The sequence below is a fragment of the Pseudomonas sp. PS01270 genome, from assembly GCF_029959775.1.
Classification (GTDB): Bacteria; Pseudomonadota; Gammaproteobacteria; order Pseudomonadales; family Pseudomonadaceae; genus Aquipseudomonas; species Aquipseudomonas atacamensis.
On record NZ_JASCPT010000095.1, the window covers coordinates 1 to 20,948 of the forward strand.

The 20,948-nt window shown below is 61.2% G+C and carries 21 protein-coding genes; 8 read left to right on the forward strand and 13 right to left on the reverse strand.

Annotated elements, in window-relative coordinates; translation table 11 throughout:
• Positions 1 to 123: 123 nt before the first annotated feature.
• Positions 124 to 588: a DUF2269 family protein gene (locus QMX86_RS21065; protein ID WP_130929491.1), complete on the reverse strand. Its 465-nt coding sequence runs from the start codon at positions 586 to 588 to the stop codon at positions 124 to 126.
• 99 nt (positions 589 to 687) lie between these two features.
• On the opposite strand from QMX86_RS21065, the gene dinG reads away from it, so the two are divergent.
• The 6 genes from dinG to QMX86_RS21095 all read left to right on the forward strand — a co-directional run bounded on the left by dinG (position 688) and on the right by QMX86_RS21095 (position 9,230).
• Positions 688 to 2,832, forward strand: a complete 2,145-nt coding sequence (gene dinG / locus QMX86_RS21070) for an ATP-dependent DNA helicase DinG (RefSeq protein ID WP_282386323.1) — start codon at positions 688 to 690, stop codon at positions 2,830 to 2,832.
• Between the two features lie 95 nt (positions 2,833 to 2,927).
• Positions 2,928 to 5,396, forward strand: a complete 2,469-nt coding sequence (locus QMX86_RS21075; RefSeq protein ID WP_282386321.1) for a beta-galactosidase — start codon at positions 2,928 to 2,930, stop codon at positions 5,394 to 5,396.
• A 154-nt stretch (positions 5,397 to 5,550) separates the two neighbouring features.
• Entirely contained in the window at positions 5,551 to 6,696 is a 1,146-nt protein-coding gene (locus QMX86_RS21080) for a serine hydrolase domain-containing protein (RefSeq protein ID WP_282386319.1), read from the forward strand.
• Between the two features lie 113 nt (positions 6,697 to 6,809).
• Positions 6,810 to 7,913, forward strand: a complete 1,104-nt coding sequence (locus QMX86_RS21085; protein WP_243241848.1) for an OmpA family protein — start codon at positions 6,810 to 6,812, stop codon at positions 7,911 to 7,913.
• Positions 7,914 to 7,937: 24 nt separating this feature from the next.
• Positions 7,938 to 8,585 (forward strand): pyridoxamine 5'-phosphate oxidase, encoded by a 648-nt coding sequence (gene pdxH / locus QMX86_RS21090; protein WP_282386317.1) that lies wholly within the window; start codon positions 7,938 to 7,940, stop codon positions 8,583 to 8,585.
• A gap of 180 nt (positions 8,586 to 8,765) precedes the next feature.
• Positions 8,766 to 9,230, forward strand: coding sequence for a glycine zipper 2TM domain-containing protein (locus QMX86_RS21095; RefSeq protein ID WP_016771369.1), 465 nt, complete (start codon positions 8,766 to 8,768; stop codon positions 9,228 to 9,230).
• Between the two features lie 73 nt (positions 9,231 to 9,303).
• Here QMX86_RS21095 and QMX86_RS21100 read toward each other — a convergent pair whose 3' ends face one another.
• From QMX86_RS21100 to nhaA, 5 genes are all read right to left on the reverse strand, one after another.
• Positions 9,304 to 9,555, reverse strand: a complete 252-nt coding sequence (locus QMX86_RS21100) for a pyocin S6 family toxin immunity protein (RefSeq protein WP_282386316.1) — start codon at positions 9,553 to 9,555, stop codon at positions 9,304 to 9,306.
• Between the two features lie 22 nt (positions 9,556 to 9,577).
• Positions 9,578 to 9,823, reverse strand: coding sequence for a colicin E3-like toxin immunity protein (locus QMX86_RS21105; RefSeq protein ID WP_095180547.1), 246 nt, complete (start codon positions 9,821 to 9,823; stop codon positions 9,578 to 9,580).
• A complete protein-coding gene (locus tag QMX86_RS21110) occupies positions 9,824 to 10,075 on the reverse strand; it encodes a colicin E3-like toxin immunity protein (protein WP_095180548.1) in 252 nt (83 codons plus the stop codon). It lies immediately after the preceding gene.
• A 7-nt stretch (positions 10,076 to 10,082) separates the two neighbouring features.
• Positions 10,083 to 11,297 (reverse strand): S-type pyocin domain-containing protein, encoded by a 1,215-nt coding sequence (locus QMX86_RS21115; protein WP_282386312.1) that lies wholly within the window; start codon positions 11,295 to 11,297, stop codon positions 10,083 to 10,085.
• Between the two features lie 171 nt (positions 11,298 to 11,468).
• Positions 11,469 to 12,653, reverse strand: coding sequence for a Na+/H+ antiporter NhaA (gene nhaA, locus QMX86_RS21120; RefSeq protein ID WP_041478038.1), 1,185 nt, complete (start codon positions 12,651 to 12,653; stop codon positions 11,469 to 11,471).
• Between the two features lie 251 nt (positions 12,654 to 12,904).
• Between nhaA and QMX86_RS21125 the strand changes: the two genes are divergently transcribed.
• A complete protein-coding gene (locus tag QMX86_RS21125) occupies positions 12,905 to 13,999 on the forward strand; it encodes a PLP-dependent cysteine synthase family protein (RefSeq protein WP_073475880.1) in 1,095 nt (364 codons plus the stop codon).
• A gap of 137 nt (positions 14,000 to 14,136) precedes the next feature.
• Here QMX86_RS21125 and QMX86_RS21130 read toward each other — a convergent pair whose 3' ends face one another.
• The 3 genes from QMX86_RS21130 to QMX86_RS21140 all read right to left on the reverse strand — a co-directional run bounded on the left by QMX86_RS21130 (position 14,137) and on the right by QMX86_RS21140 (position 17,160).
• A complete protein-coding gene (locus tag QMX86_RS21130) occupies positions 14,137 to 15,750 on the reverse strand; it encodes an NAD(P)/FAD-dependent oxidoreductase (protein WP_122747590.1) in 1,614 nt (537 codons plus the stop codon).
• A gap of 96 nt (positions 15,751 to 15,846) precedes the next feature.
• Positions 15,847 to 16,500 (reverse strand): hypothetical protein, encoded by a 654-nt coding sequence (locus QMX86_RS21135; RefSeq protein WP_110645952.1) that lies wholly within the window; start codon positions 16,498 to 16,500, stop codon positions 15,847 to 15,849.
• A 60-nt stretch (positions 16,501 to 16,560) separates the two neighbouring features.
• Positions 16,561 to 17,160 carry a short chain dehydrogenase gene (locus QMX86_RS21140; RefSeq protein ID WP_110600024.1) on the reverse strand — a complete coding sequence of 200 codons (600 nt, stop codon included), beginning with the start codon at positions 17,158 to 17,160 and terminating at the stop codon, positions 16,561 to 16,563.
• A gap of 102 nt (positions 17,161 to 17,262) precedes the next feature.
• On the opposite strand from QMX86_RS21140, the gene QMX86_RS21145 reads away from it, so the two are divergent.
• Entirely contained in the window at positions 17,263 to 18,177 is a 915-nt protein-coding gene (locus QMX86_RS21145) for a LysR family transcriptional regulator (protein WP_282387631.1), read from the forward strand.
• A 110-nt stretch (positions 18,178 to 18,287) separates the two neighbouring features.
• Here the strand turns inward: QMX86_RS21145 and QMX86_RS21150 are convergent, their stop codons facing one another.
• The 4 genes from QMX86_RS21150 to QMX86_RS21165 are packed head-to-tail and all read right to left on the reverse strand — an operon-like array spanning position 18,288 to position 20,734.
• On the reverse strand, positions 18,288 to 18,764 hold the full coding sequence (locus QMX86_RS21150; protein ID WP_282387812.1) for a DoxX family protein: 477 nt from the start codon (positions 18,762 to 18,764) through the stop codon (positions 18,288 to 18,290).
• On the reverse strand, positions 18,761 to 19,519 hold the full coding sequence (locus QMX86_RS21155) for a DNA-binding domain-containing protein (protein WP_282387810.1): 759 nt from the start codon (positions 19,517 to 19,519) through the stop codon (positions 18,761 to 18,763). Before QMX86_RS21155 ends, QMX86_RS21150 begins: the two co-directional genes overlap by 4 nt.
• Positions 19,516 to 20,403, reverse strand: coding sequence for a DUF692 domain-containing protein (locus tag QMX86_RS21160; RefSeq protein WP_282387809.1), 888 nt, complete (start codon positions 20,401 to 20,403; stop codon positions 19,516 to 19,518). Before QMX86_RS21160 ends, QMX86_RS21155 begins: the two co-directional genes overlap by 4 nt.
• A 25-nt stretch (positions 20,404 to 20,428) precedes the next feature.
• The gene (locus QMX86_RS21165) at positions 20,429 to 20,734 is read right to left on the reverse strand and encodes a DUF2282 domain-containing protein (protein ID WP_041478029.1); all 306 of its coding nucleotides are present in this window, start codon (positions 20,732 to 20,734) and stop codon (positions 20,429 to 20,431) included.
• Positions 20,735 to 20,948: the final 214 nt, after the last annotated feature.

Consider the following 20,948-nt stretch of genomic DNA (forward strand, 5'->3'; position numbering starts at 1 on the left):
GATTTATCCCCGCTGGGTCGCGAAGCGGCCCCGCTCTAAAAATCAAAAGCGGGACTGCTACGCAGCCCAGCGGGGATAAATCCCCTCGCCACAACTGTGTTCACAGCAGAACAAGAGTGCGATTCAGAGCATCGGTCTCGCCGCCGCCACAGCCACCAACACCAACCCGACCAGCAGATTGAGCCCCACCACCCGGCGAATCCGCCCCAGCACCGCCGCACCCGCCGGCCAATCCTTCGCCTCAACCGCCTTGCGCAACTCTGGCAGCATCAACCCCTGAATGCGGATGAACAGTGCCGTCATCACCACATACAAACCGATCATCACCTGCACGTACTTCGGCGCGGTTTCAAATCCGACCTGCTGCAGATGCAGCATGCCCACGCCGCTGATCGGCAACAGGGTCACGGCGACCCAAACCCAACGGAAAAAACCTTGAAACACTTCCACCCACAGGGTCAGGCGGGCGGGGCCGTCCAGAGCCTTCACAGCCGCAGGGCGCAAGACCATCCAGGCGAAAAACATGCCGCCGACCCACACCAGAGCGGCAAGGACATGCAGGGGGTAAACGAGGCTAAAAGGTGTCATTCGGGCACTCCGTTCTGCGCAGGATCGATTAGGCAGGTATGATAGCCGCCGAACCAAACTACTGAAAATTTATCCAGCGTTTCCAGCGCCCGACACTCAATGATCAGCACTGAACTCAAAACCACGATCCAGGGCGCTTATTCGCGTTTTCTAGAGGCCAAGAGCCTCAAGCCGCGTTACGGCCAGCGCCTGATGATCGCCGAAATCGCCAAGGTCCTCGGGGATATCGGCACCGATGACGAAGGCCGGCGCAGTGGCGACCCCGCGATCGTCGCGGTGGAAGCCGGCACCGGTACCGGCAAGACCGTGGCCTACAGCCTGGCGGCGATCCCTACGGCGAAACTTGCCGGCAAACGTCTGGTGATCGCCACCGCGACCGTCGCCCTGCAAGAGCAGATCGTCTACAAGGATCTGCCTGACCTGATGCGCAACAGCGGGCTGAATTTCAGCTTCGCCCTGGCCAAGGGCCGTGGCCGCTACATGTGTCTGTCCAAGCTCGACATGCTGTTGCAGGAAGGCCACGCGCAGACCGCCACCGCGCAGTTGTTCGAGGAAGAAGGCTTCAAGATCGAAGTCGACGAGGCCAGTCAGAAGCTGTTCACCAGCATGATCGAAAAGCTCGCCGGCAATAAATGGGACGGCGACCGCGACAGCTGGCCTAACGCGCTGGAAGACGCCGACTGGGCGCGCCTGACCACCGATCACAGCCAGTGCACCAACCGTCATTGCCCGAACTTCGGCCAGTGCGCCTTCTACAAAGCTCGCGAAGGCATGGGCAAGGTCGATGTGATCGTCACCAACCACGACATGGTCCTGGCGGATCTGGCGTTGGGCGGCGGCGCCGTGCTGCCGGACCCGCGCGACACCATTTACGTGTTCGACGAAGGTCACCATTTGCCGGACAAGGCCATCGGCCACTTCGCTCACTACACGCGCCTGCGCTCCACCGCCGACTGGCTGGAAACCACCGCCAAGAACCTCACCAAGCTGCTGGCCCAGCATCCGCTGCCGGGCGATCTCGGCAAGCTGATCGAGCAGGTGCCGGAGCTGGCGCGGGAGATCAAGACCCAGCAGCAGTTCATGTTCACCGCGTGCGAGCAGATCGCCGATTTCAAGCCCGGCGAAGACGTCGAAGGCCGCGAGCGCCCGCGTCATCGCTTTGTCGGCGGGGTGATTCCCGAGGACATGCGCGAGATGGGCATCGAGCTGAAAAAAGGCTATTCGCGCCTTAACGATCTGTTCCAGCGCCTGACCGACCTGCTCAAGGAAGGCATGGACGGTGAGGTCAATATCGGCATCGCCAGCAATCAGGCCGAAGAATGGTATCCGCTGTTCGGCAGCCTGCTGTCCCGCGCTTCCGGCAACTGGGAATTGTGGACCGCGTTCACCGCCGAAGACCCGGAAGACAGCCCGCCCATGGCCCGCTGGCTGACCCTGGCCGAAAGCGGTTCGCTGTTCGACATCGAGGTCAACGCCAGCCCGATTCTGGCGGCGGAAACCTTGCGTCGCAGTTTGTGGAATGTCGCTTACGGCTGCCTGGTGACCTCGGCGACGCTGACGGCGCTGGGCACTTTCGACCGTTTCCGCATGCGCGCCGGTCTGCCGAAAAAAGCTGTCACGGCGGTGGTGCCGAGCCCGTTCCATCATGCCGATGCCGGCGTGCTGCGCGTGCCGGATCTGAAGGCCGACCCGCGCGATGCCGCCGCCCACACGGCGGCGATCATTCGCGAACTGCCGGACCTGGTCGAAGGGTCGCGTGGCACGCTGGTGCTGTTCTCCTCGCGCAAGCAAATGCAGGACGTGTTCGACGGTCTCGACCGCGACTGGCGCAAGCAAGTGTTCATTCAGGGCAATCTGTCGAAACAGGAAACCCTCAACAAGCACAAGGCGCGGGTCGATGGCGGTGATTCCAGCGTGCTGTTCGGCCTTGCCAGTTTTGCCGAGGGTGTCGATTTGCCGGGTGCCTACTGTGAGCACGTGGTGATTGCCAAGATTCCGTTCTCGGTGCCCGATGATCCGGTTGAGGCCGCGTTGTCGGAGTGGATCGAGGCGCGTGGCGGCAATCCGTTCATGGAAATCTCCGTGCCCGATGCCTCGCTGAAACTGGTTCAGGCCTGCGGGCGTCTGCTGCGCACCGAAGAAGACCGCGGCACCATCACCTTGCTCGACCGGCGTCTGGTCACCCAGCGCTACGGCAAGGCGATCCTCAATGCGTTGCCTCCTTTCCGTCGTGAAATATCCTGAGACACGGGTGGGCCGATTGGCCCGCCGCGTTGTCTATCTCTCTGCCACCGCTTTTCCACTGGCCTTGACTGGTCGTTAGGGAGAACTCCGTTCTTATGATCCGCCGTTCGTTGCCCGCTGTTTTCGCCTTGATCTTTGCCGCGCCGTTGCTGGCGGCCCCTGCCGGTCAGCAGACGCTGTTCAACTTTGTACGCCCGGCCGACGTGGTCAAGGTCGCCACGGAAAACGCCGACCTGCCGCAGGCCAATGCCGAACAGACCGCCGAAGGCGAAGTGCTGCGCCGGGTGACATTCAACCCGGTCGCGCGGCCGACCTTGCGCCTGACACCCCAAACCGGTGCCTGGGACTGGTCGCAGTCCGGCATGATGACTTTGCGTCTGCAGAGTGCGATGAACTGGGCGGTGACGGTTTATGTGCAGATCCAGAGCAACGATGGCCGCACCCTGGTCAGCCGCGTCGATCTGCCGGCCGGCCCCGCGCAGACCTTGCTGGTGCCGCTGGTGGCTTCGACGCCGCTGAGCCAAGGCATGAAAGCCGGGCCACCGATGCCGATGACCGTCGATGGCCAACGCATCCTGCTGGCCAGCAGCACGGGCGAGATCGACCGCAGCCAAGTGGTTTCGGTGAGTCTGTCGCTGGATCAGCCGAAAGTTGCGCAGAGCCTGTTGCTCGAGCGGTTCGGCGTGCAGGACGGCGAATCGGTGACGCGGGCGGTGTACGGCAATCTGGTCGACGCCTACGGTCAGTCAACCCGTAGTAAATGGCCGGAAAAAGTCAGCAGCGACGAACAACTGAAAAGCGCCGCCAGCAAAGAGCAGCAACAGCTGAATACGTGGCTGGCCGAGCGTGAAAAGGCTTCGCTGGACAAGTTCGGCGGCTGGAACAAAGGCCCGGCGTTCAAGGCCAGCGGCTTCTTCCGCACGGAAAAACGCGATGGCCGCTGGTATCTGGTGACCCCTGAAGGCCACCCGTTCTATTCGCTGGGCGTCAACACCGTCAGCCCGCAAGTCAACCAGACCTACGTGGCTGGTCGTGAGTACATGTTCGAATCGTTGCCGAAGAACGACGACCCGCTGGCCGCGCATTTTGGCGAGGGTGACAACCGTGGCGGCAATGGCGCCGACCAGGGGCGTGGCTACGGCAACGGCCGCTGGTACGACTTCTATGGCGCCAATCTGCAACGCCTGTACGGCGAACCGTGCAAGGCGGACAGCGACAACAAGGCCGGGATTGCCGAAGCGGCGAAGGCGGGCGCGGCTGAGGCCGGCTCGGTGCAGGCTGCTGAGACTGCAGCGGTGCCTGCCGAGCCGAAATCCGGTATTGCCGAAGCGGCGCAGACCGATGCGGTGCAAGCGTCCAGCGAGGAAACCGCCCCGTGCAAAGCCACAATTGATGAAGAACGCTGGACCCGCCATACCCTCGATCGGCTGCAAGCCTGGGGCTTCAACACAGTGGGCAACTGGAGCGCGGCGTCGCTGGCTGATGCTGAGCGCGTGCCGTACACCTTGCCGCTGTCGATCGTCGGCGATTACACCAGCATCAGCACCGGCAGCGATTGGTGGGGCGGCATGCCGGATCCGTTCGATCCGCGTTTCGCCATGGCCACCGAGCGCGCCGTGGCCATCGCCGCCCGCGATCACCGTGACGACCCCTGGCTGATCGGTTATTACGCCGACAACGAACTGGCCTGGGCTGGCCCTGGCGACGATCCAAAGGCTCGCTACGCGCTGGCCTACGGCACGTTGAAAATGACCACCGACGTGCCGGCCAAACGCGCCTTTCTCAAGCAATTGCGCGACAAGTACCGCAATCAGGCCGGACTGTCCAAGGCCTGGGGCATTGAGTTGCCGGCGTGGGAGTTGATGGAAGATCCGGGCTTCGTGCCGCCACTGCCGAACCCGGAGCATCCGGAGATCGAAGCGGATTTCAAATACTTCCAGAAGGTCTTCGCCGATACCTATTTCAAGACCATTTCCGATTCGCTGAAGTGGCACGCGCCGAACCAGATGCTCCTGGGCGGTCGTTTCGCCACCAGTACGCCTGAAGCCGTGGCCTCCTGTGCGCAGTACTGCGATGTGTTGAGCTTCAACATGTACACGCTCAAGCCGCAGGACGGCTATGACTTCGCCGCGCTGGCAGCGCTGGACAAACCGGTGCTGATCACTGAATTCAACTTCGGCTCGGCCGACCGGGGCCCGTTCTGGGGCGGCGTGACGCAATTGGCCAAGGAAGAAGATCGCGGTCCGGCTTATGCCAACTTCCTCAAACAGGCGCTGAGCGAACCGTCGATTGTCGGCGTGCACTGGTTCCAGTATCTCGACCAACCGGTGACCGGGCGCCTGCTCGATGGCGAGAACGGCCATTTCGGTCTGGTCGGGGTTACAGACCTGCCGTATCAGGGCTTTGTCGAGGCGGTGCGTAAAAGCAATCTGCAGGCGCTGGAGCAGTTGGGCAAGGAGGCGCAGAAAACCCCGGCGGCGGAAGTGGAAGGCGGGCGCAAGGCCGAGGCTGGCAAAGTGTCGGGGGCTGCACAGGCGGGTGGGCATTCGGGGAATGGTCACTAGGTTTCAGACCGCGTTATCGTTCTTCGCGAGCAGGCTCGCGAAGGGATCACCATAAATTGCCGATCAACCGTCTGGCCCGCGCCTGTTCCCAAATCCCTCAAGGGCTGGAACAATGCGGGCCACTTTGTAGAGCGTTTTCGCGGGGGAGTTGCGGGTGCAGATTCAGGGACATTACGAGCTTCAATTCGAAGCGGTGCGCGAGGCTTTCGCCGCACTGTTCGACGATCCCCAGGAACGCGGCGCAGCCCTGTGCATCAAGGTCGGTGGAGAAACCGTCCTCGACCTCTGGTCCGGTACTGCCGACAAGGACGGCGCCGAGGCTTGGCACAGCGACACCATCGCCAACCTGTTCTCCTGCACCAAGACCTTCACCGCCGTTACCGCGCTGCAACTGGTGGCCGAAGGCAAGTTGCAACTCGATGCCCCGGTTGCCCGCTACTGGCCGGAATTCGCCGCCGCCGGCAAAGAATCCGTCACCCTGCGCCAATTGCTTTGCCATCAGGCCGGCCTGCCGGCGCTGCGCGAACTGCTCGCGCCTGAAGCCCTTTACGACTGGCAAACCATGGTCGACGCCCTCGCGGCCGAAGCGCCATGGTGGACTCCGGGCACCGGTCACGGTTATGCCGCGATCACCTACGGCTGGCTGGTCGGCGAATTGCTGCGCCGCGCCGACGGTCGTGGGCCGGGCGAGTCGATCGTCGCTCGGGTCGCCAAACCGTTGGGCCTGGATTTCCATGTGGGCCTGGCCGACGAAGAGTTTCACCGCGTGGCGCACATCGCCCGTGGCAAGGGCAACGCCGGCGACGCTGCGGCGCAGCGCCTGCTGCAAGTGACTATGCGCGAACCGACTGCCATGACTACTCGCGCCTTCACCAATCCGCCGTCCGTGCTGACCAGCACCAACAAGCCGGAATGGCGACGCATGCAGCAACCGGCGGCCAACGGCCACGGTAACGCGCGCAGTCTCGCCGGGTTCTATGCCGGCCTGCTCGATGGCAGCCTGCTCGAAAGCGAGATGCTCGAAGAGCTGACCCGCGAGCACAGCCTTGGCGATGACAAGACCTTGCTCACGCGCACCCGTTTCGGCCTCGGCTGCATGCTCGATCAACCGGACGTGGCCAACGCCACCTATGGCCTCGGCCCCCGCGCGTTCGGCCATCCGGGAGCAGGCGGCTCGATCGGTTTTGCTGATCCTGAGCACGATGTGGCTTTCGGTTTCGTGACAAATACCCTGGGGCCTTACGTTTTGATGGATCCGCGCGCGCAAAAGCTGGCGCGGGTGCTTGCCACTTGTCTGTAAAGCTTCAACAGAGGTTCCAGGGTCGGAACCTCGAAGGGATTTTCGTTTCAAAACGGCTGTTTATCCGGGCGAAAGTGCTCTGATTTTTCATTACTTCATTTTGTGGATTTTCAATGTCATCTAAAAAGACCCTCGCCCTGGCCCTGTGTGTAGCGATCACCGGTTGCGCACAGACTCCGAAAAACGATGCAGATGGCGGCAGTTGGTGGCCATTCGGTTCTTCCGACAAAGTCACGGCCAAAGATTCGACTTCGGCTCCAGCTCCTTTGAAACCTGCGGCGACCGCGCCAGTGGCCAAGGCTGAGAGCAGCAACCCGTGGTACTGGCCGTTCGGTTCCAGCGATGAAGCGGTCAAGGCTGATCTGAAAGCCGAGGTCAAACCTGAAGCCAAACCGGTCGAGGTGGCCAAAGCCGAGGCGCAGTCCAATGGCAAATGGTGGTGGCCGTTCGGCGGCAAGGACCAGCCAACCGCCAAAGCCGTGCCGATGCCGGATCCGAAGGTTACTCAGGCCTGGCTCGACGACTACGAGCCGCGTCTGCGTGAAGCGGTGAAGGACAGCAATCTGCAACTCGAGCGTCGCGACAATGTGCTGGTAGTGACGGCGCCGGTCGAAGGCTCGTTCAATCCGGACCGCCCGGCGATGCTGCTGCCGGTCACCCTTGGCCCGTTCACTCGCGTAGCGAAAATCCTTGAAGCCGACCCGAAAACCGCAGTGCTGGTGCTTGGTCACAGCGATACCAGCGGTGCTGCGCCGGCCAACGTCAAACTGAGCCAGGAGCGTGCGCAATCGGTGGCGGCGATCTTCCGCCTCAGCGGCTTGCAGCGTGATCGCCTGATGCTGCGCGGCATGGGTTCCGAAGCGCCGCGTGCGGCCAACGACAGCGTTGAAGGCCGTGCCTTGAACCGTCGTGTCGAGCTGCTGGTGACTCCGCAGAACACCATGGTTGCACTGCTGAGCAAATACAACATGCCGGCGCCGAAACCTGTAACGATGGTCGCCGCGCAAGACGTCAAGCCAGTGGCCAAACCGGTTACCCCGGCGCCTGCGGCGAAAAAAGCCGCTGTGCCGGCGGCGAAAAAGGCGCCAGCCAAGAAAACCGCCGCCAAGGCTCCTGCGAAGAAGGCACCGGCCAAGGCTCCAGCGAAAAAAACTGCACCAGCCAAAGCCGCCGCGACCGACAAGAAAGTCGCCGCAGCCGACGCCGCCAAGAAGTGATCCGCTAACGAAAAGGAATCCGCCATGACCCAGGCTTTGGCCGATATGCGTCGCGACTACACCCGTGACGGTTTGACCGAGGCGCAAGCCCCGGCCGAGCCGTTTGCGCTGTTTCACCAGTGGTTCGCCGATGCGGTGAAAACCGAGCAGGCGCCGGTGGAAGCCAATGCCATGACTCTGGCCACGGTCGATGCCGACGGTCGTCCGCATTGCCGCATTCTGTTGCTCAAGGGCCTGGACGAGCAGGGCTTCACGTTCTTCACCAACTACGACAGCGCCAAGGGCCAGCATCTGGCGGCCAACCCGTTTGCCGCCATGACCTTCTTCTGGCCAGCCCTGGAGCGCCAGGTGCGCATCGAAGGGCGCGTGGTCAAGGTCACGCCGCAAGAGTCCGACGCGTATTATCAGGTGCGTCCGCTGGGCAGCCGCCTCGGCGCCTGGGCCTCGCCGCAGAGCCGAGTCATCAACGGTCGTGGCGAACTGGAAGATTTGCTCAAGGCCACCGAGCAACGCTTCAGCGACAGCCAGCCGCACTGCCCGGAACATTGGGGTGGTTACCGCTTGTTGCCCGAGCGCATCGAGTTCTGGCAGGGCCGTCCGAGCCGCCTGCACGATCGCCTCAACTACCGCCTCCAGGGCGCCGAGTGGATTCTGGAACGACTGGCACCCTGAGCAGTCTACCAAGCGAGATAAACGCGGATGGCGCAGGATCGCTGATTTGACGCTACCTTGAGTGGACGCTCGCGGGCATCTGTACCAGGCCTGAATGGAAGCCAATTTTATCCGGATGGTGTCGTGACAGGCGCCAGGCCACGGGGTTTAATGAACACATGTTCTTTTGGAGTTGATGCTATGCGTAAGTCTGTTCTGCTGGTTGCTTCTTTTTCGACGATGGCGATGTTGCTGACCGGCTGCCAATCGAGCCTCACCGGCGACTCCTACTCCCGTGACGAAGCGCGTCGTGTGCAGACGATTCGCATGGGCACCATCGAATCCCTGCGCCCGGTAAAAATCGAAGGCACCAAGACCCCGATCGGCGGCGCAGCAGGCGCAGTGGTCGGCGGCGTCGGCGGCAGTGCTATCGGCGGCGGCAAGGGCAGCATCGTTGCTGCGGTCATCGGCGCAGTGGCCGGCGGCCTGCTTGGCTCGGCCACCGAAGAAGGCCTGACCCGCACCCAAGGCGTGGAAATCACTGTCCGCGAAGACGACGGCAGCATGCGCGCCTATGTGCAGCAGGTTCAGGAGAATGAAGTATTCCGCGTTGGCGAGCGGGTACGGATCTCCACCGTTGGCGGAACCAGCCGCGTTTCGCACTAAGCGGGAAGCTGGGTAAAAGAAAACCCCGATCAGGTGACTGGTCGGGGTTTTTCTTTGTTTGTGAATTGCTCATTCAGTATGTGGAGCAGGTGCCCATGAAGTATTCGAGGCCCTTTGGAAAACTGACGTTGAGCAGGGTTTCCAATGCGGTTACCTGATCCTGAGTCAACAACAGCTCGCCGGGTTCCACCTCATCCAAGGGCTTGGATTCAATGAGCTGGGCCACTTTTTCATTCATCTCGCTGCCTGTGATATCCAGCTCGAATTGCAAGGAGTCGTCTTGGGCTTCGTCAGGGAAAAAACCGGTAACTAAAAGAAAGTGCATGGAGCTAATACTTCCGGGGCTGTTAGCCGTAGTCAAACGAAATTTGATAGTCGTGAACTCTCAAATCGATTTGATGTTGAAAATACGGCTGAATGGTGGCGAGCCAATTTTGAGCGACGTTGAAACTGCCATTGTTGATGTTGTCCGCGGCGGGAATCCCCAAGGCGTTTAACACTGACTCGTCACCACCCAGGTCTTTTGACGACTCTTCCCCCTGAAACTCCAAGGTTGCTGTGTCGTACCATTCCAATCTCAGTTCCAGTCCCATCTACCATTGATCCCGGTAAACGAACGATACCTGATAGTCGTAAGAAGAAAACTGAATGGAATGCTGGAAGTGGGGCTGGAGAGTCTTGATCCAATCGGCTTTTACATCAAATCCGCCGTTATTGAAGCTTTTCGACGGTAGGCCTAATGCTTCCATTAATGAGCCGTCCTCGCCAAAATCTTTCGACAGTTCCTCCCCCTCACCCAGTTCGGTTTGTTGGTCGTACCATTCGAGTCTGGCTTTGAGTCCCATGTAATCCTCATAAATATTTTTTAATACCACGGTTTTTTTTGGGTGGATCTATCTGTTCACCAGTTCTGTGGTCGTAAGAGCCTAAATGGCTGCCATCACTTGCGCGGTAGGCTTCAAGCTCGCCATGTAGATAGTCCCATTCATAGATTATTCGGCCTTTTGCGTTGATCCAGCGATCCCTAAGCCCACCGTTGAACGGTGTTTTCTTTTTCGCTCTTCTTAAATCGGGAAAGGCTGTGATATCCGACGTTTCGGGAGCGGGGTGATAGGTATGTCCCGCTTCAGCGGTGCCTTTCGCAGAGCTGACAACGATATAAATCGGTTTTACACCCGAGTCTGCGGGAAACACCAGAATGAAATCTTTGTACTCCGGCGGATAAACCGGATTCACCAGTATCCCGTCCGCCGCCTTCGTCGGTGGATACACCCAGATATGCGGTGCCTGCGGTGCGGCCTCCAGTGCTGGAATGCCGAGAATGTCCGAGCCATCCACCGCCGGGGTCCAGAGCAGTTCGACGCCTTCACCCAGATAGGCAACGAACCGGTCGCCGCGCGCAATGAACTGCACGACATCGACCATTTCCCAATCGCGGTTCTTACCGGTGTAGAAACCGTAACCCTTGAGGCTGCCATCGGCCTGTTGCTCGACGCGCAGGCGCACGCGGGTTCGAGCTTGTTTGAGTGTGTTCAGTTGCTCGTCGGTATAGAGCGCGCTGTCGCCCAGGCTTGACGGCATCAGCAGCGCAACCAGCCCCAGCAAGGGCGCAGCCACCGCACTGGAGACGAGCGCAGGCAGCGCTTCAATAGCCGAGCCTGCCAAGGCCAGACTGCCGAACCCGACCGGGATGGCGTTGGCGCTGATTTTCTTGAGAGGAATGCCGCCGCTTTCGTCGACTTCGCGCGCGCCGAGCAGAATCAGCTCGCCGTAATCCTTCAGGCTGTCGGTCGGCACCATGCCGGAAGGATTGCTGTAATCGATAATCGCATCCGGCAGCTTGCAGGACTTGGCGAATACACAGCCGGCACGCACGGCTTCAGGTTTTTTCGCCGCCACTTCACGGCTGCGCTCGAACGCCTCCTGCCGCGCCAGCATCGCGTCGTAAGCGTTTTGCCCGGCTTCGCGCTCGGCCAGTTCTGCGGCCGTCATATACCGCCAGGTAACGTGATGTCCGTCGCCCTCCGGCGGGTTTTGCACCCGGGGAATGTCCTTGTTCCGCGCCACTGATCGTCCCTTCGTTCATCATCGACAGCCCCTCGAGAAGGGGCCGCACGACGTTATCGAAGCGGGGAAAGTGTGGCTGTAGGACGGGTCGCTAATGACGTGGGGATTGTTCGCTGCGTAACTGTAAGGCGAGGAATCTGTGGCGAGGGGCAAGCTCCCTCGCCACAGGGGTTATTGCAGTTGTGAATTCTTGCGACTCGCCGCCGCCGTCACCGCATAACCAATCACCGCCGCGAGGATCGAGCCGGTTAGGATGCCCATGCGATCCATGCCGGCGTAATCACTCACGCCCGGTTCGAAGGCCAGCGAGCCGACGAACAGGCTCATGGTGAAGCCTATGCCGCAGAGGATCGCGACGCCGAGGACCTGGCCCCAGTTGGCGCCTTGGGGCAGGGCGGCGATGCCGATCTTGACCGCCAGCCAGGTCAGGCCGAACACGCCGATGGTCTTGCCCAGCAGCAGGCCGATGGCGATGCCCATCGGTACGTCGTGGGTGAAGCTTTCGACGGTGACGCCGCTCAGCGACAGGCCAGCGTTGGCGAAGGCGAACAGCGGCAGGATGCCGTAGGCGACCCAGGGGTGCAGCGCGTGTTCGAGGGTCAGCAGCGGCGACGACTCGGCGTTTTTCGTGCGCAGGGGAATGCAGAAAGCCAGGGTCACGCCGGCCAGTGTCGCGTGGACACCGCTCTTGAGTACGCAGACCCAGAGGATCAGGCCGATGATCATGTACGGCCCGAGCTTGACCACGCCGAGCCGGTTCATCGCCACCAGCGCGGCAATGCACGCAGCCGCCAGGCCAAGGGACAGGGTCGAGAGTTCGCCGGAATAGAAGATTGCGATGATGACGATGGCGCCGAGGTCATCGATGATCGCCAGGGTCATCAGGAACAGTTTCAGCGACACCGGCACGCGTTTGCCGAGCAGCGCCAGTACGCCGAGGGCGAAGGCGATGTCGGTGGCGGTCGGAATGGCCCAGCCACTCAGGGCGGCGGGGTTGTCGCGATTGAGGAACCAGTAGATCAGCGCCGGCACCAGCATGCCGCCGATCGCCGCTGCGCCGGGCAGGACGATTTGCGAAGGCTTGGACAATTGGCCGTCGAGCACTTCGCGTTTCACTTCCAGGCCGATCAGCAGGAAGAACATCGCCATCAGGCCGTCGTTGATCCACAGCAGCAGGGGTTTGGCGATTTTCAACGCACCGATCTGCGCCACCACAGGAGTGTCGAGCAGGCCGGTGTACAGCCACGACAGCGGTGAGTTGTTGATGATCAGCGCGAGAACGGCTGCGGCGATCAATAGCAGACCGCTGGCGGCTTCCAACTGAAAGAAACGCGTGAAAGTGCTACGCAGAGGCAAGGTCGCTCTCCATCGAATCAAGAAAAAGGTGAAACACCCTAACCCGTACCGTTAGTTGTTAAAACAAAAGTTATATTCTTTTTTGTTATATGTCGTTACAGGCTGTCTGGTACGGGCAGCACTGAGCCTAGCAGTTGCCTGACACATTGAGACTCAGCTGTATCTTTGCCGCCTGCGGGATTTTTTCTAAGCTTGCAGCAGACCTTTTTCAGAAGACCGATCTTCTGGCTGATTCAGCGAGAACCGAAACCATGAGCGACAACCGACAGTGGGCCCGCGAAGCCATCCGCATCATCGAGGCGGACTTCCAGCGCAGCGCCGACACCCACCTGATCCCTTTGCCGCTGCCCGGTTTTGCCGGCATCGAGTTGTATTTCAAGGACGAATCCAGCCACCCGACCGGCAGTCTCAAGCATCGCCTGGCCCGTTCGCTGTTCCTCTACGCGCTGTGCAACGGCTGGCTGAAGCCCGGCGCGCCGGTGATCGAGGCATCCAGCGGCTCGACGGCGATTTCCGAAGCGTATTTCGCGCGCATGCTCGGTTTGCCGTTTATCGCGGTGATGCCGGCGACCACTTCGAAAGAGAAGATTGCCCAGATTGCCTTCTACGGTGGCCAGAGCCATCTGGTGCAGGATCCGACGCAGATCTACGCCGAATCCGAGCGCCTGGCCCGCGAGCATGGCGGTCACTTCATCGATCAGTTCACTTACGCTGAACGCGCCACCGACTGGCGAGCGAACAACAACATCGCCGAGTCGATCTTCCAGCAGATGCGCTACGAAAAACACCCTGAACCGACCTGGCTGATTTCCAGCCCCGGCACCGGCGGCACCACCGCGACCCTCGGCCGCTACGTGCGCTATCGCCAGCACTGCACCCGCGTGTTGTGTGCCGATGCCGAGCGTTCGGTGTTCTTCGATTTTTACCAGACCGGAGATGCCAGCCTGCGCCTGGACTGCGGCTCGCGCATAGAAGGCATTGGCCGGCCTCGGGTGGAAGCGTCGTTCCTGCCCAAGGTGATCGATGCGATGGTCAAGGTGCCGGACGCCCTGTCCCTGGCGGCCATGCATTATCTGGCGCAGCGTTTGGGGCGGCATGTCGGTGGATCGAGCGGGACCAATCTGATCGGTGCGCTGATGGCGGCGCAGCAGATGAAAGCGGCGGGGCAGTCGGGGTCGATCGTGGCGATCCTGTGCGATGGCGGCGAGCGTTATGCCGACACTTATTACGACCAGGAATGGTTGAAAGCGCAGGGTTACGAACTGGGTGAGTTGATTGCAGCAGTGGCGGCGAGTGCCGAGCGCGGGGAGGCGCTGCCGACCTCGGTGCTGCGCGCGAATATCTAAAGCTGAACGCAGAAACCACTGTGGGAGCGAGCTTGCTCGCGAATGCGGAGTCACATTCAACATCTTCGTTGATTGACAGGCCGCTTTCGCGAGCAAGCTCGCTCCCACAGGGTTTGTGTTGTGTCAGCTTATGCGGATCAGGCTTCCAGGCCGAGGATATCGCGAGCCACTGCCTCGGCAATGCGAATCCCGTCGACACCCGCCGAGAGAATCCCGCCGGCATAGCCCGCGCCTTCTCCGGCCGGGAACAGGCCTTTGACGTTCATGCTCTGCAGCGACTCGTTGCGGGTGATGCGCAGCGGCGATGAAGTGCGGGTCTCGATTCCGGTCAGCACGGCGTCGTGCAGGGAATAACCGCGAATCTGCTTCTCGAACGCCGGCAAGGCTTCACGGATCGCCTCAATGGCAAAGTCGGGCAGCGCCAAGGCCAGATCGCCCAGCGCCACGCCCGGCTTGTACGACGGCTCGACTTCGCCCAGCTCGGTCGATGGAATGTCGTTGATAAAGTCGCCAACCAGTTGCGCCGGGGCCTTGTAGTCGCTGCCGCCCAGAATGAACGCGTGGGATTCCAGGCGCTCCTGCAACTCGATACCGGCGAGCGGGCCGCCCGGATAATCGACTTCCGGGGTGATGCCGACGACGATGCCGGAGTTGGCATTACGCTCGTTACGCGAGTACTGGCTCATGCCATTGGTGACCACGCGATTCGGTTCCGACGTCGCCGCGACCACAGTGCCGCCCGGGCACATGCAGAAGCTGTAGACCGAACGCCCGTTCTTGGCGTGGTGCACCAGCTTGTAATCGGCAGCACCGAGTTTCGGGTGGCCGGCGTATTTGCCCAGGCGCGCGCGGTCAATCAGCGATTGCGGATGTTCGATGCGGAAACCCACCGAGAACGGCTTGGCTTCCATGAACACGCCACGGCTGTGGAGCATGCGGAAGGTGTCGCGGGCGCTGTGGCCGAGGGCCAGAACCACATGCTTCGAATGCAGGGTTTCGCCGCTGGCCAGTTGCACGCCGACCAGTTGGCCGTCTTCGATCAGCACGTCGCTGACGCGCTCCTGGAAGCGCACTTCACCGCCCAGTTCGCGGATCTGCTCGCGCATGTTTTCGACCATACCGGTCAGGCGGAACGTACCGATGTGCGGCTTGCTGACGTAGAGGATTTCTTCCGGCGCGCCGGCCTTGACGAACTCGTGCAGGACTTTGCGGCCGAGGAATTTCGGGTCCTTGATCTGGCTGTACAGCTTGCCGTCGGAGAACGTGCCCGCGCCGCCTTCGCCAAACTGTACGTTGGACTCGGGATTGAGCACGCTTTTGCGCCACAGGCCCCAAGTGTCCTTGGTGCGCTGACGGACTTCGGTGCCGCGTTCGAGAATGATCGGTTTGAAGCCCATCTGCGCCAGCAGCAGGCCGGCGAAGATGCCGCACGGGCCGAAACCGACGACGATCGGCCGTTGGCCGAGATCGCTCGGTGCCTGGCCGACGAATTTGTAGCTGACATCCGGCGCCACGTTGACGTTACGGTCGTCGGCGAACTTGCCCAACACTCTGGCCTCGTCGCGTACGTTGAGGTCGATGGTGTAGATGAAGCACAGTTCGGAGGACTTTTTGCGCGCGTCATAGCTGCGCTTGAACAAGGTGAAATCGAGCAGATCATCACTGGCGATGCCCAGGCGTTGCACGATGGCGGTGCGCAGGTCTTCTTCGGGATGGTCGATTGGCAGCTTGAGTTCAGTGATTCGTAACATGGCGGGGATCCGGATTCGCGGGGCGCACAACTGCGCCAGGGCGTTTGAAGGCGGCGATTATAAGCCGCCGCGAGCGGATCCGTGGGGGAAAAACGATCAGTCGTTGCGTGCGCCGCCGAAATAGCCGCAGCCGCGCTGGACCTGACCGTCGATACGCAACTCGGCGCTCATGTGCTGCACGCTGCCGGTGCTGCTGTCGACGCAGCGCTGTGGCGCGACCCACAATTCGATGCGCTGGTTGTTGGCTTCGCTGCTGAGATTGAAGCGGCCGTCGCCCAGTTGCTCTTCCACATACGGCACGGCCAGTGGTGGCTGACCGTCGCGCTCGATGACCATGCCTTTGCCGCTGACCTTGACATTCCACTCCGGGCCATGGCCGGCGGCGCGCAGGATCAGCAGTTTGAAATTCGGATCGTCGCAGGCCGTGCCCGAGCGCTCGACGCGATACAACTGGCCGAGGTCGAGACGATCGCCGGAAACCTTGCCGCGCACATCGGCAAACAGCTTGCCCTGCTCGTCGGCGAGGGTGGCGGCTTCTTGCAGGACGCTGGTGCCGCCGATGTCGTTGACCACCAGTTGCCGCTGCTCCTGGCACGGCTGGAACACCAGTTTGCCGTCGGCTGCGGTCAGTTGCCCCTGCATCCGCGTCTGCCCGGCATGGGACACACTTTCACGCTGGCCGTCGAACAACTGGCAGGCGGCAAACATCGGCAGCAGGGCAACGAGGACGAACGAACGGGCAACACGCATCTTTGGCTCTCCAGACAAGTGCTGCCACGTTACGCAGCCTGACCGTTCATCACAAGGGCCTTAACCCACGTGAAAGGTCTGACCGGTTTGCAGGCCTTCGACACTTTTCGCGTAGGCCAATGCCACTTCCGCTGCAGCAACCGGCTTGAAGCCACGGAAGTAGGGCGCGTATTTGCCCAGGGCTTCGGTGAGCACGGTCGGGCTCACCGAGTTCACCCGCAGGCCACGCGGCAGTTCGATGGCGGCGGCGCGGACGAAGCTGTCGAGGGCGCCGTTAACCAGCGCTGCCGAGGCGCCGCTGCGAATCGGGTCGTGGCTGAGCACGCCGGTGGTGAAGGTGAACGAGGCGCCGTCATTGGCGAACTCGCGACCGATCAGCAGCAGGTTGACCTGGCCCATCAGCTTGTCTTTCAGGCCGAGGGCGAAGCTGTCCCCAGTCATCTCGTCCAGCGCTGCAAACGTCACGTTGCCCGCCGCGCAGATTAAGGCATCGAACTTGCCGGTCTGTTCGAACAGCTTGCGGATCGACGCGCTGTCGCTGATATCCACCTGCAAGTCACCGCTGTTGCGACCGATACGAATGACCTCGTGGCGTTGCGACAACTCTTTGTCCACCGCCGAACCGATGGTGCCGCCTGCGCCTATCAACAGAATTTTCATCGAGCTGTACCTCATGTGTGAATGAGGTTTCAGTCTAGAGTGGTTTTTTCTGCGGATAAGCGCACTAATAGGCAACCTTTGGTTTTCAAATGGAAACAATCCATGAGCGAAATGGATGACCTTGCCGCGTTTGCCGTGCTGATCGAAGCCGGCAGTTTTACCCTGGCCGCGCAGCAGTTGGGCTGCAGCAAGGGCCAACTCTCCAAGCGCATCAGCCAGCTCGAAGCACAATTCAGTGTGGTGCTGCTGCAACGCACGACCCGGCGCTTGAGCCTGACGGCGGCAGGGGCGGCGCTGCTGCCGCAGGCGCAGGCGTTGGTGGTTCAGGTCGAACGCGCGCGGCAGGCGTTGGCGCGTTTGAAGGACGACATGGCCGGTCCCGTGCGCATGACGGTTCCAGTTTCGCTCGGCGAGACCTTCTTCGATGGCTTGTTGCTGGAGTTTTCCGGGCAATACCCCGAGGTGCAGATCGAGTTGGAGCTGAACAACAGCTATCGCGATCTGGCCCGCGATAGCTTTGATCTGGCGATTCGTGCCGAAGTGGCCAATGACGATCGGCTGGTGGCCAAGCCGCTGTTGGCGTGGCACGAAATGACCTGCGCCAGCCCGGCCTACCTCGAGCGCTTCGGCGAGCCGGCGACGCCGCATTCACTGGCTGAGCATCGTTGCCTGCTCAACAGCCATTACAGCGGCCGCGAAGAATGGCTGTATCACCAGCAGCACGAGTTGTTGCGGGTGCGGGTTTCGGGTCCGTTTGCCAGCAATCACTACAGCCTGTTGAAGAAAGCAGCGCTGTCTGGCGCCGGCATCGCGCGTTTGCCGTCGTATCTGCTGCAAGCGGAACTGGCGGACGGCCGCTTGCGCTGGCTGCTGCGCGATTACCAGACCCGACGCATGCCGATGTATCTGGTGCACCCGTATCAGGGTGGATTACCGAAACGCACGCAGGTGCTCGCGGATTATCTGATGGGCTGGTTCAAGCGCAGTGGCGAGGCGCTGGATCGACTGCAGCGCTGATGTGATTTCCCTGTGGGAGCGAGCCTGCTCGCGAGTGCGTCAGTTCAGTCGATACCGATGTTGAATGACACACCGCTTTCGCGAGCAGGCTCGCTCCCACAGGGGGGATCTTATTTTGCGAAACGGCGGGCAATCAGCTGATCGATCGACAACCTGCCCGGCCCGGTCGCCATCAGGTACAGCAACACCGCCGCCCAGGTGCCGTGGGTCGGGTAGGCATCCGGGTAGACAAACAGTTGGATAGTCAACGTCATGCCGAGCAATGCCAGCGCCGAAAATCGTGTGGCGAAGCCGAGCAGGATCAGTAGCGGAAACACATGCTCGGCAAACGCCGCCAGATGCGCGGCAATTTCCGGCGACAACAGCGGCAGGTTGTACTCGCTCTGAAACAGCGGAATCGTCGAATCGGCCAAACGTGGCCAGCCCAGTTCAAAAGTGCCGTCAATCAAATCGACGGCCAGGCCTTCGACCTTGGTTTGCCCGGATTTCCAGAACACTGCAGCGATGGAAAAACGCGCGATGAGGGCGATCAGGCTGTGCGGGATTTTTTCCAACAGCGCGATGACGCGCAGGATAAAGGCGTTCATGGCAACTCCTTGTAATTCAGACGGGTAATCGCGTTGTGCGCAATCAGTAAGGCGAGGGTTTGGGCGAGATCGAACGGCGGGCTGTTTTCTGCCGCCGCGAGCAGTGGCGAGCCCTGGATCAGATGACCAATGAACACGCTCGCACCCGGTTCAAGAGCGAACACCTCAACGTCGAGACCATTGCGCAGCACCAGGGCATGCTGGCCTTGATTCAGGCCAATGCCCGCCAGAGTTGGCTCCTGCTGATGCGCGGCCCAGATCGCCACGACCGCAAAAGCAGAGTCGAGCAGGTGCAGCGAGGGATGCAGTTCGAAACACAGTCCACTCAGCGACTGCGGATCGGCCAGTGCGGCACTGACTTGGTCAGGCCGGATCGGCTGCGCATCGGCGGCGTGGTAGGCGACAGTACGCAAATGCTCGAGTCGCGCGACATCAGCCACATAAGGCACGCCGGCAATGGGTTCGAATTGTGCGATGAAGTCGGCGAAGTCCTCGCCATAGCGGTTCATCAACGGACTGTGTGGCGGCTGACTCTGGACGAAAATCGCCGCCATGGCGCGGAAGAATTCCTCGCCGACCAATTGCAGCACCACCGGATAAATGTCGGCCAGGGCATTGATCAGCGAGCTTTGCACGTTGTTGCGATAGACCGCAAAACGCCGCGACGGATCGGCGCCGTTGCGGCTGCACAGGCCCTTGGGATACGGCAGTTGCGCATTGAGCAGGGCGGCGGCGAAATCCGCTTGCGTGCTCATGCCGCACGCTCCGCTTGGCGCAACAGCATCTCGGCTTGCCGCGCTTCGGCGAGCAATACGTCAAAGGCCGGCACCTGATTATCACGTTCGATCAACGTCGCCACCGGGCCGATACGGCGCAGCACTTGCCGGTACAGATCCCAGACGGCCTGATCAATCGGCGCGCCGTGATCGTCGATCAGCAAGCGGTCGCCGAGGTTGTCGCAATCTTCAGCGAAGCCGGCCAGATGAATCTCGCCGACCGCGTGCAGCGGTAACGCATCAAGGTAGGCCAAAGGATCGCGCTGATGATTGATGCACGACACGTAGACATTATTGACGTCGAGCAACAAGCCGCAGCCGCTGCGGCGGATTACTTCGGCGATGAACTCGGCCTCGTCGATCGTCGAGTGCTCAAACCCCAGATAGGTCGCCGGGTTCTCCAGCAGCATCGGTCGTTTCAGAGTGTTCTGCACCTGGTCAATGTGCGCACAAACGCGGTTCAGCGTCGGCGTGTCGTAAGCCAGTGGCAGCAGGTCATTGAGGAACACCGGGCCGTGGCTCGACCACGCCAGATGTTCGGAAAAGGCTTGCGGTTGATAGCGCTCGATCAGCTCGGCGAGGCGTTTGAGGTGCTGGCTGTCCAGCGCGCCTTCGCCACCGATCGACAGGCCCACGCCGTGCAATGACAGCGGGTACTGTTCGCGAATCAGACCGAGAAAATGATGAAAAGGGCCGCCGGCCACCATGTAGTTTTCGGCGTGGACTTCGAAGAAACCGAGGTCAGGTACGGAGCCGAGCACTTCGAGGAAGTGCCCGGTCTTGAGCCCCAGCCCGGCGCGGGCAGGGAGCTCGGTGCGAGCTGCCTGAGTGCGCGGCAGGGACGGTTCGTGATGACTGAACATGGGCGTCACTCAGGCAGGCCGTGGATCAGGACTTGGCTTTGAAGGCTTCGAGCTGACCGAAGCCGGTCGGCGAGGTTTTGCTTTCGGTGGTGGCGCAGGTGCCTTTCGGAACGAGCTTCCAGGCGTTGGCCTGATAGTCCATTTTCGCCGTGCCGGCGCAGGTAGTCCCGGCACCTGCGGCGCAATCGTTCTTGCCTTTCAGGGCTACGCCGAAGCATTTTTCCATGTTGGCATCGGCTGCCTGGGCGGTGGAGACAGTGGCGATGCTCAGAGCGGAACCGAGAGCCAGAACCAGAGCGGTGGCGGACAGGGTACGGGTAGTCGCAGTCATGATGTTTCTCCAGGTTTATCAGGGTTTCTGCAAGTGCTGTTGCGCTTGCTTGTCCCTCTAGAGAACGGGTGGGGGGATGCGTTACAGGTGGGGCGAGAAATATATAAAAAATTTCGGATTCAGCAGTATCCCTGTGGGAGCGAGCCTGCTCGCGAAGGCGGTGTGTCAGGCACCCATAATGTTGAATGACAGAGCGCTTTCGCGAGCAGGCTCG

What these genes read in the sequence shown, in the direction of transcription:
- QMX86_RS21165 (WP_041478029.1), bottom strand. Translation starts at nt 20,734, where the DNA reads ATGACTGCGACTACCCGTACCCTGTCCGCCACCGCTCTGGTTCTGGCT.
- QMX86_RS21105 (WP_095180547.1), bottom strand. Translation starts at nt 9,823, where the DNA reads ATGGGACTGGAACTGAGATTGGAATGGTACGACACAGCAACCTTGGAG.
- QMX86_RS21095 (WP_016771369.1), top strand. Translation starts at nt 8,766, where the DNA reads ATGCGTAAGTCTGTTCTGCTGGTTGCTTCTTTTTCGACGATGGCGATG.
- QMX86_RS21140 (WP_110600024.1), bottom strand. Translation starts at nt 17,160, where the DNA reads ATGAAAATTCTGTTGATAGGCGCAGGCGGCACCATCGGTTCGGCGGTG.
- QMX86_RS21145 (WP_282387631.1), top strand. Translation starts at nt 17,263, where the DNA reads ATGAGCGAAATGGATGACCTTGCCGCGTTTGCCGTGCTGATCGAAGCC.
- dinG (WP_282386323.1), top strand. Translation starts at nt 688, where the DNA reads ATGATCAGCACTGAACTCAAAACCACGATCCAGGGCGCTTATTCGCGT.
- QMX86_RS21110 (WP_095180548.1), bottom strand. Translation starts at nt 10,075, where the DNA reads ATGGGACTCAAAGCCAGACTCGAATGGTACGACCAACAAACCGAACTG.
- QMX86_RS21160 (WP_282387809.1), bottom strand. Translation starts at nt 20,403, where the DNA reads ATGTTCAGTCATCACGAACCGTCCCTGCCGCGCACTCAGGCAGCTCGC.
- QMX86_RS21085 (WP_243241848.1), top strand. Translation starts at nt 6,810, where the DNA reads ATGTCATCTAAAAAGACCCTCGCCCTGGCCCTGTGTGTAGCGATCACC.
- QMX86_RS21075 (WP_282386321.1), top strand. Translation starts at nt 2,928, where the DNA reads ATGATCCGCCGTTCGTTGCCCGCTGTTTTCGCCTTGATCTTTGCCGCG.
- QMX86_RS21155 (WP_282387810.1), bottom strand. Translation starts at nt 19,519, where the DNA reads ATGAGCACGCAAGCGGATTTCGCCGCCGCCCTGCTCAATGCGCAACTG.
- QMX86_RS21065 (WP_130929491.1), bottom strand. Translation starts at nt 588, where the DNA reads ATGACACCTTTTAGCCTCGTTTACCCCCTGCATGTCCTTGCCGCTCTG.
- QMX86_RS21135 (WP_110645952.1), bottom strand. Translation starts at nt 16,500, where the DNA reads ATGCGTGTTGCCCGTTCGTTCGTCCTCGTTGCCCTGCTGCCGATGTTT.
- QMX86_RS21125 (WP_073475880.1), top strand. Translation starts at nt 12,905, where the DNA reads ATGAGCGACAACCGACAGTGGGCCCGCGAAGCCATCCGCATCATCGAG.
- QMX86_RS21150 (WP_282387812.1), bottom strand. Translation starts at nt 18,764, where the DNA reads ATGAACGCCTTTATCCTGCGCGTCATCGCGCTGTTGGAAAAAATCCCG.
- QMX86_RS21100 (WP_282386316.1), bottom strand. Translation starts at nt 9,555, where the DNA reads ATGCACTTTCTTTTAGTTACCGGTTTTTTCCCTGACGAAGCCCAAGAC.
- QMX86_RS21130 (WP_122747590.1), bottom strand. Translation starts at nt 15,750, where the DNA reads ATGTTACGAATCACTGAACTCAAGCTGCCAATCGACCATCCCGAAGAA.
- pdxH (WP_282386317.1), top strand. Translation starts at nt 7,938, where the DNA reads ATGACCCAGGCTTTGGCCGATATGCGTCGCGACTACACCCGTGACGGT.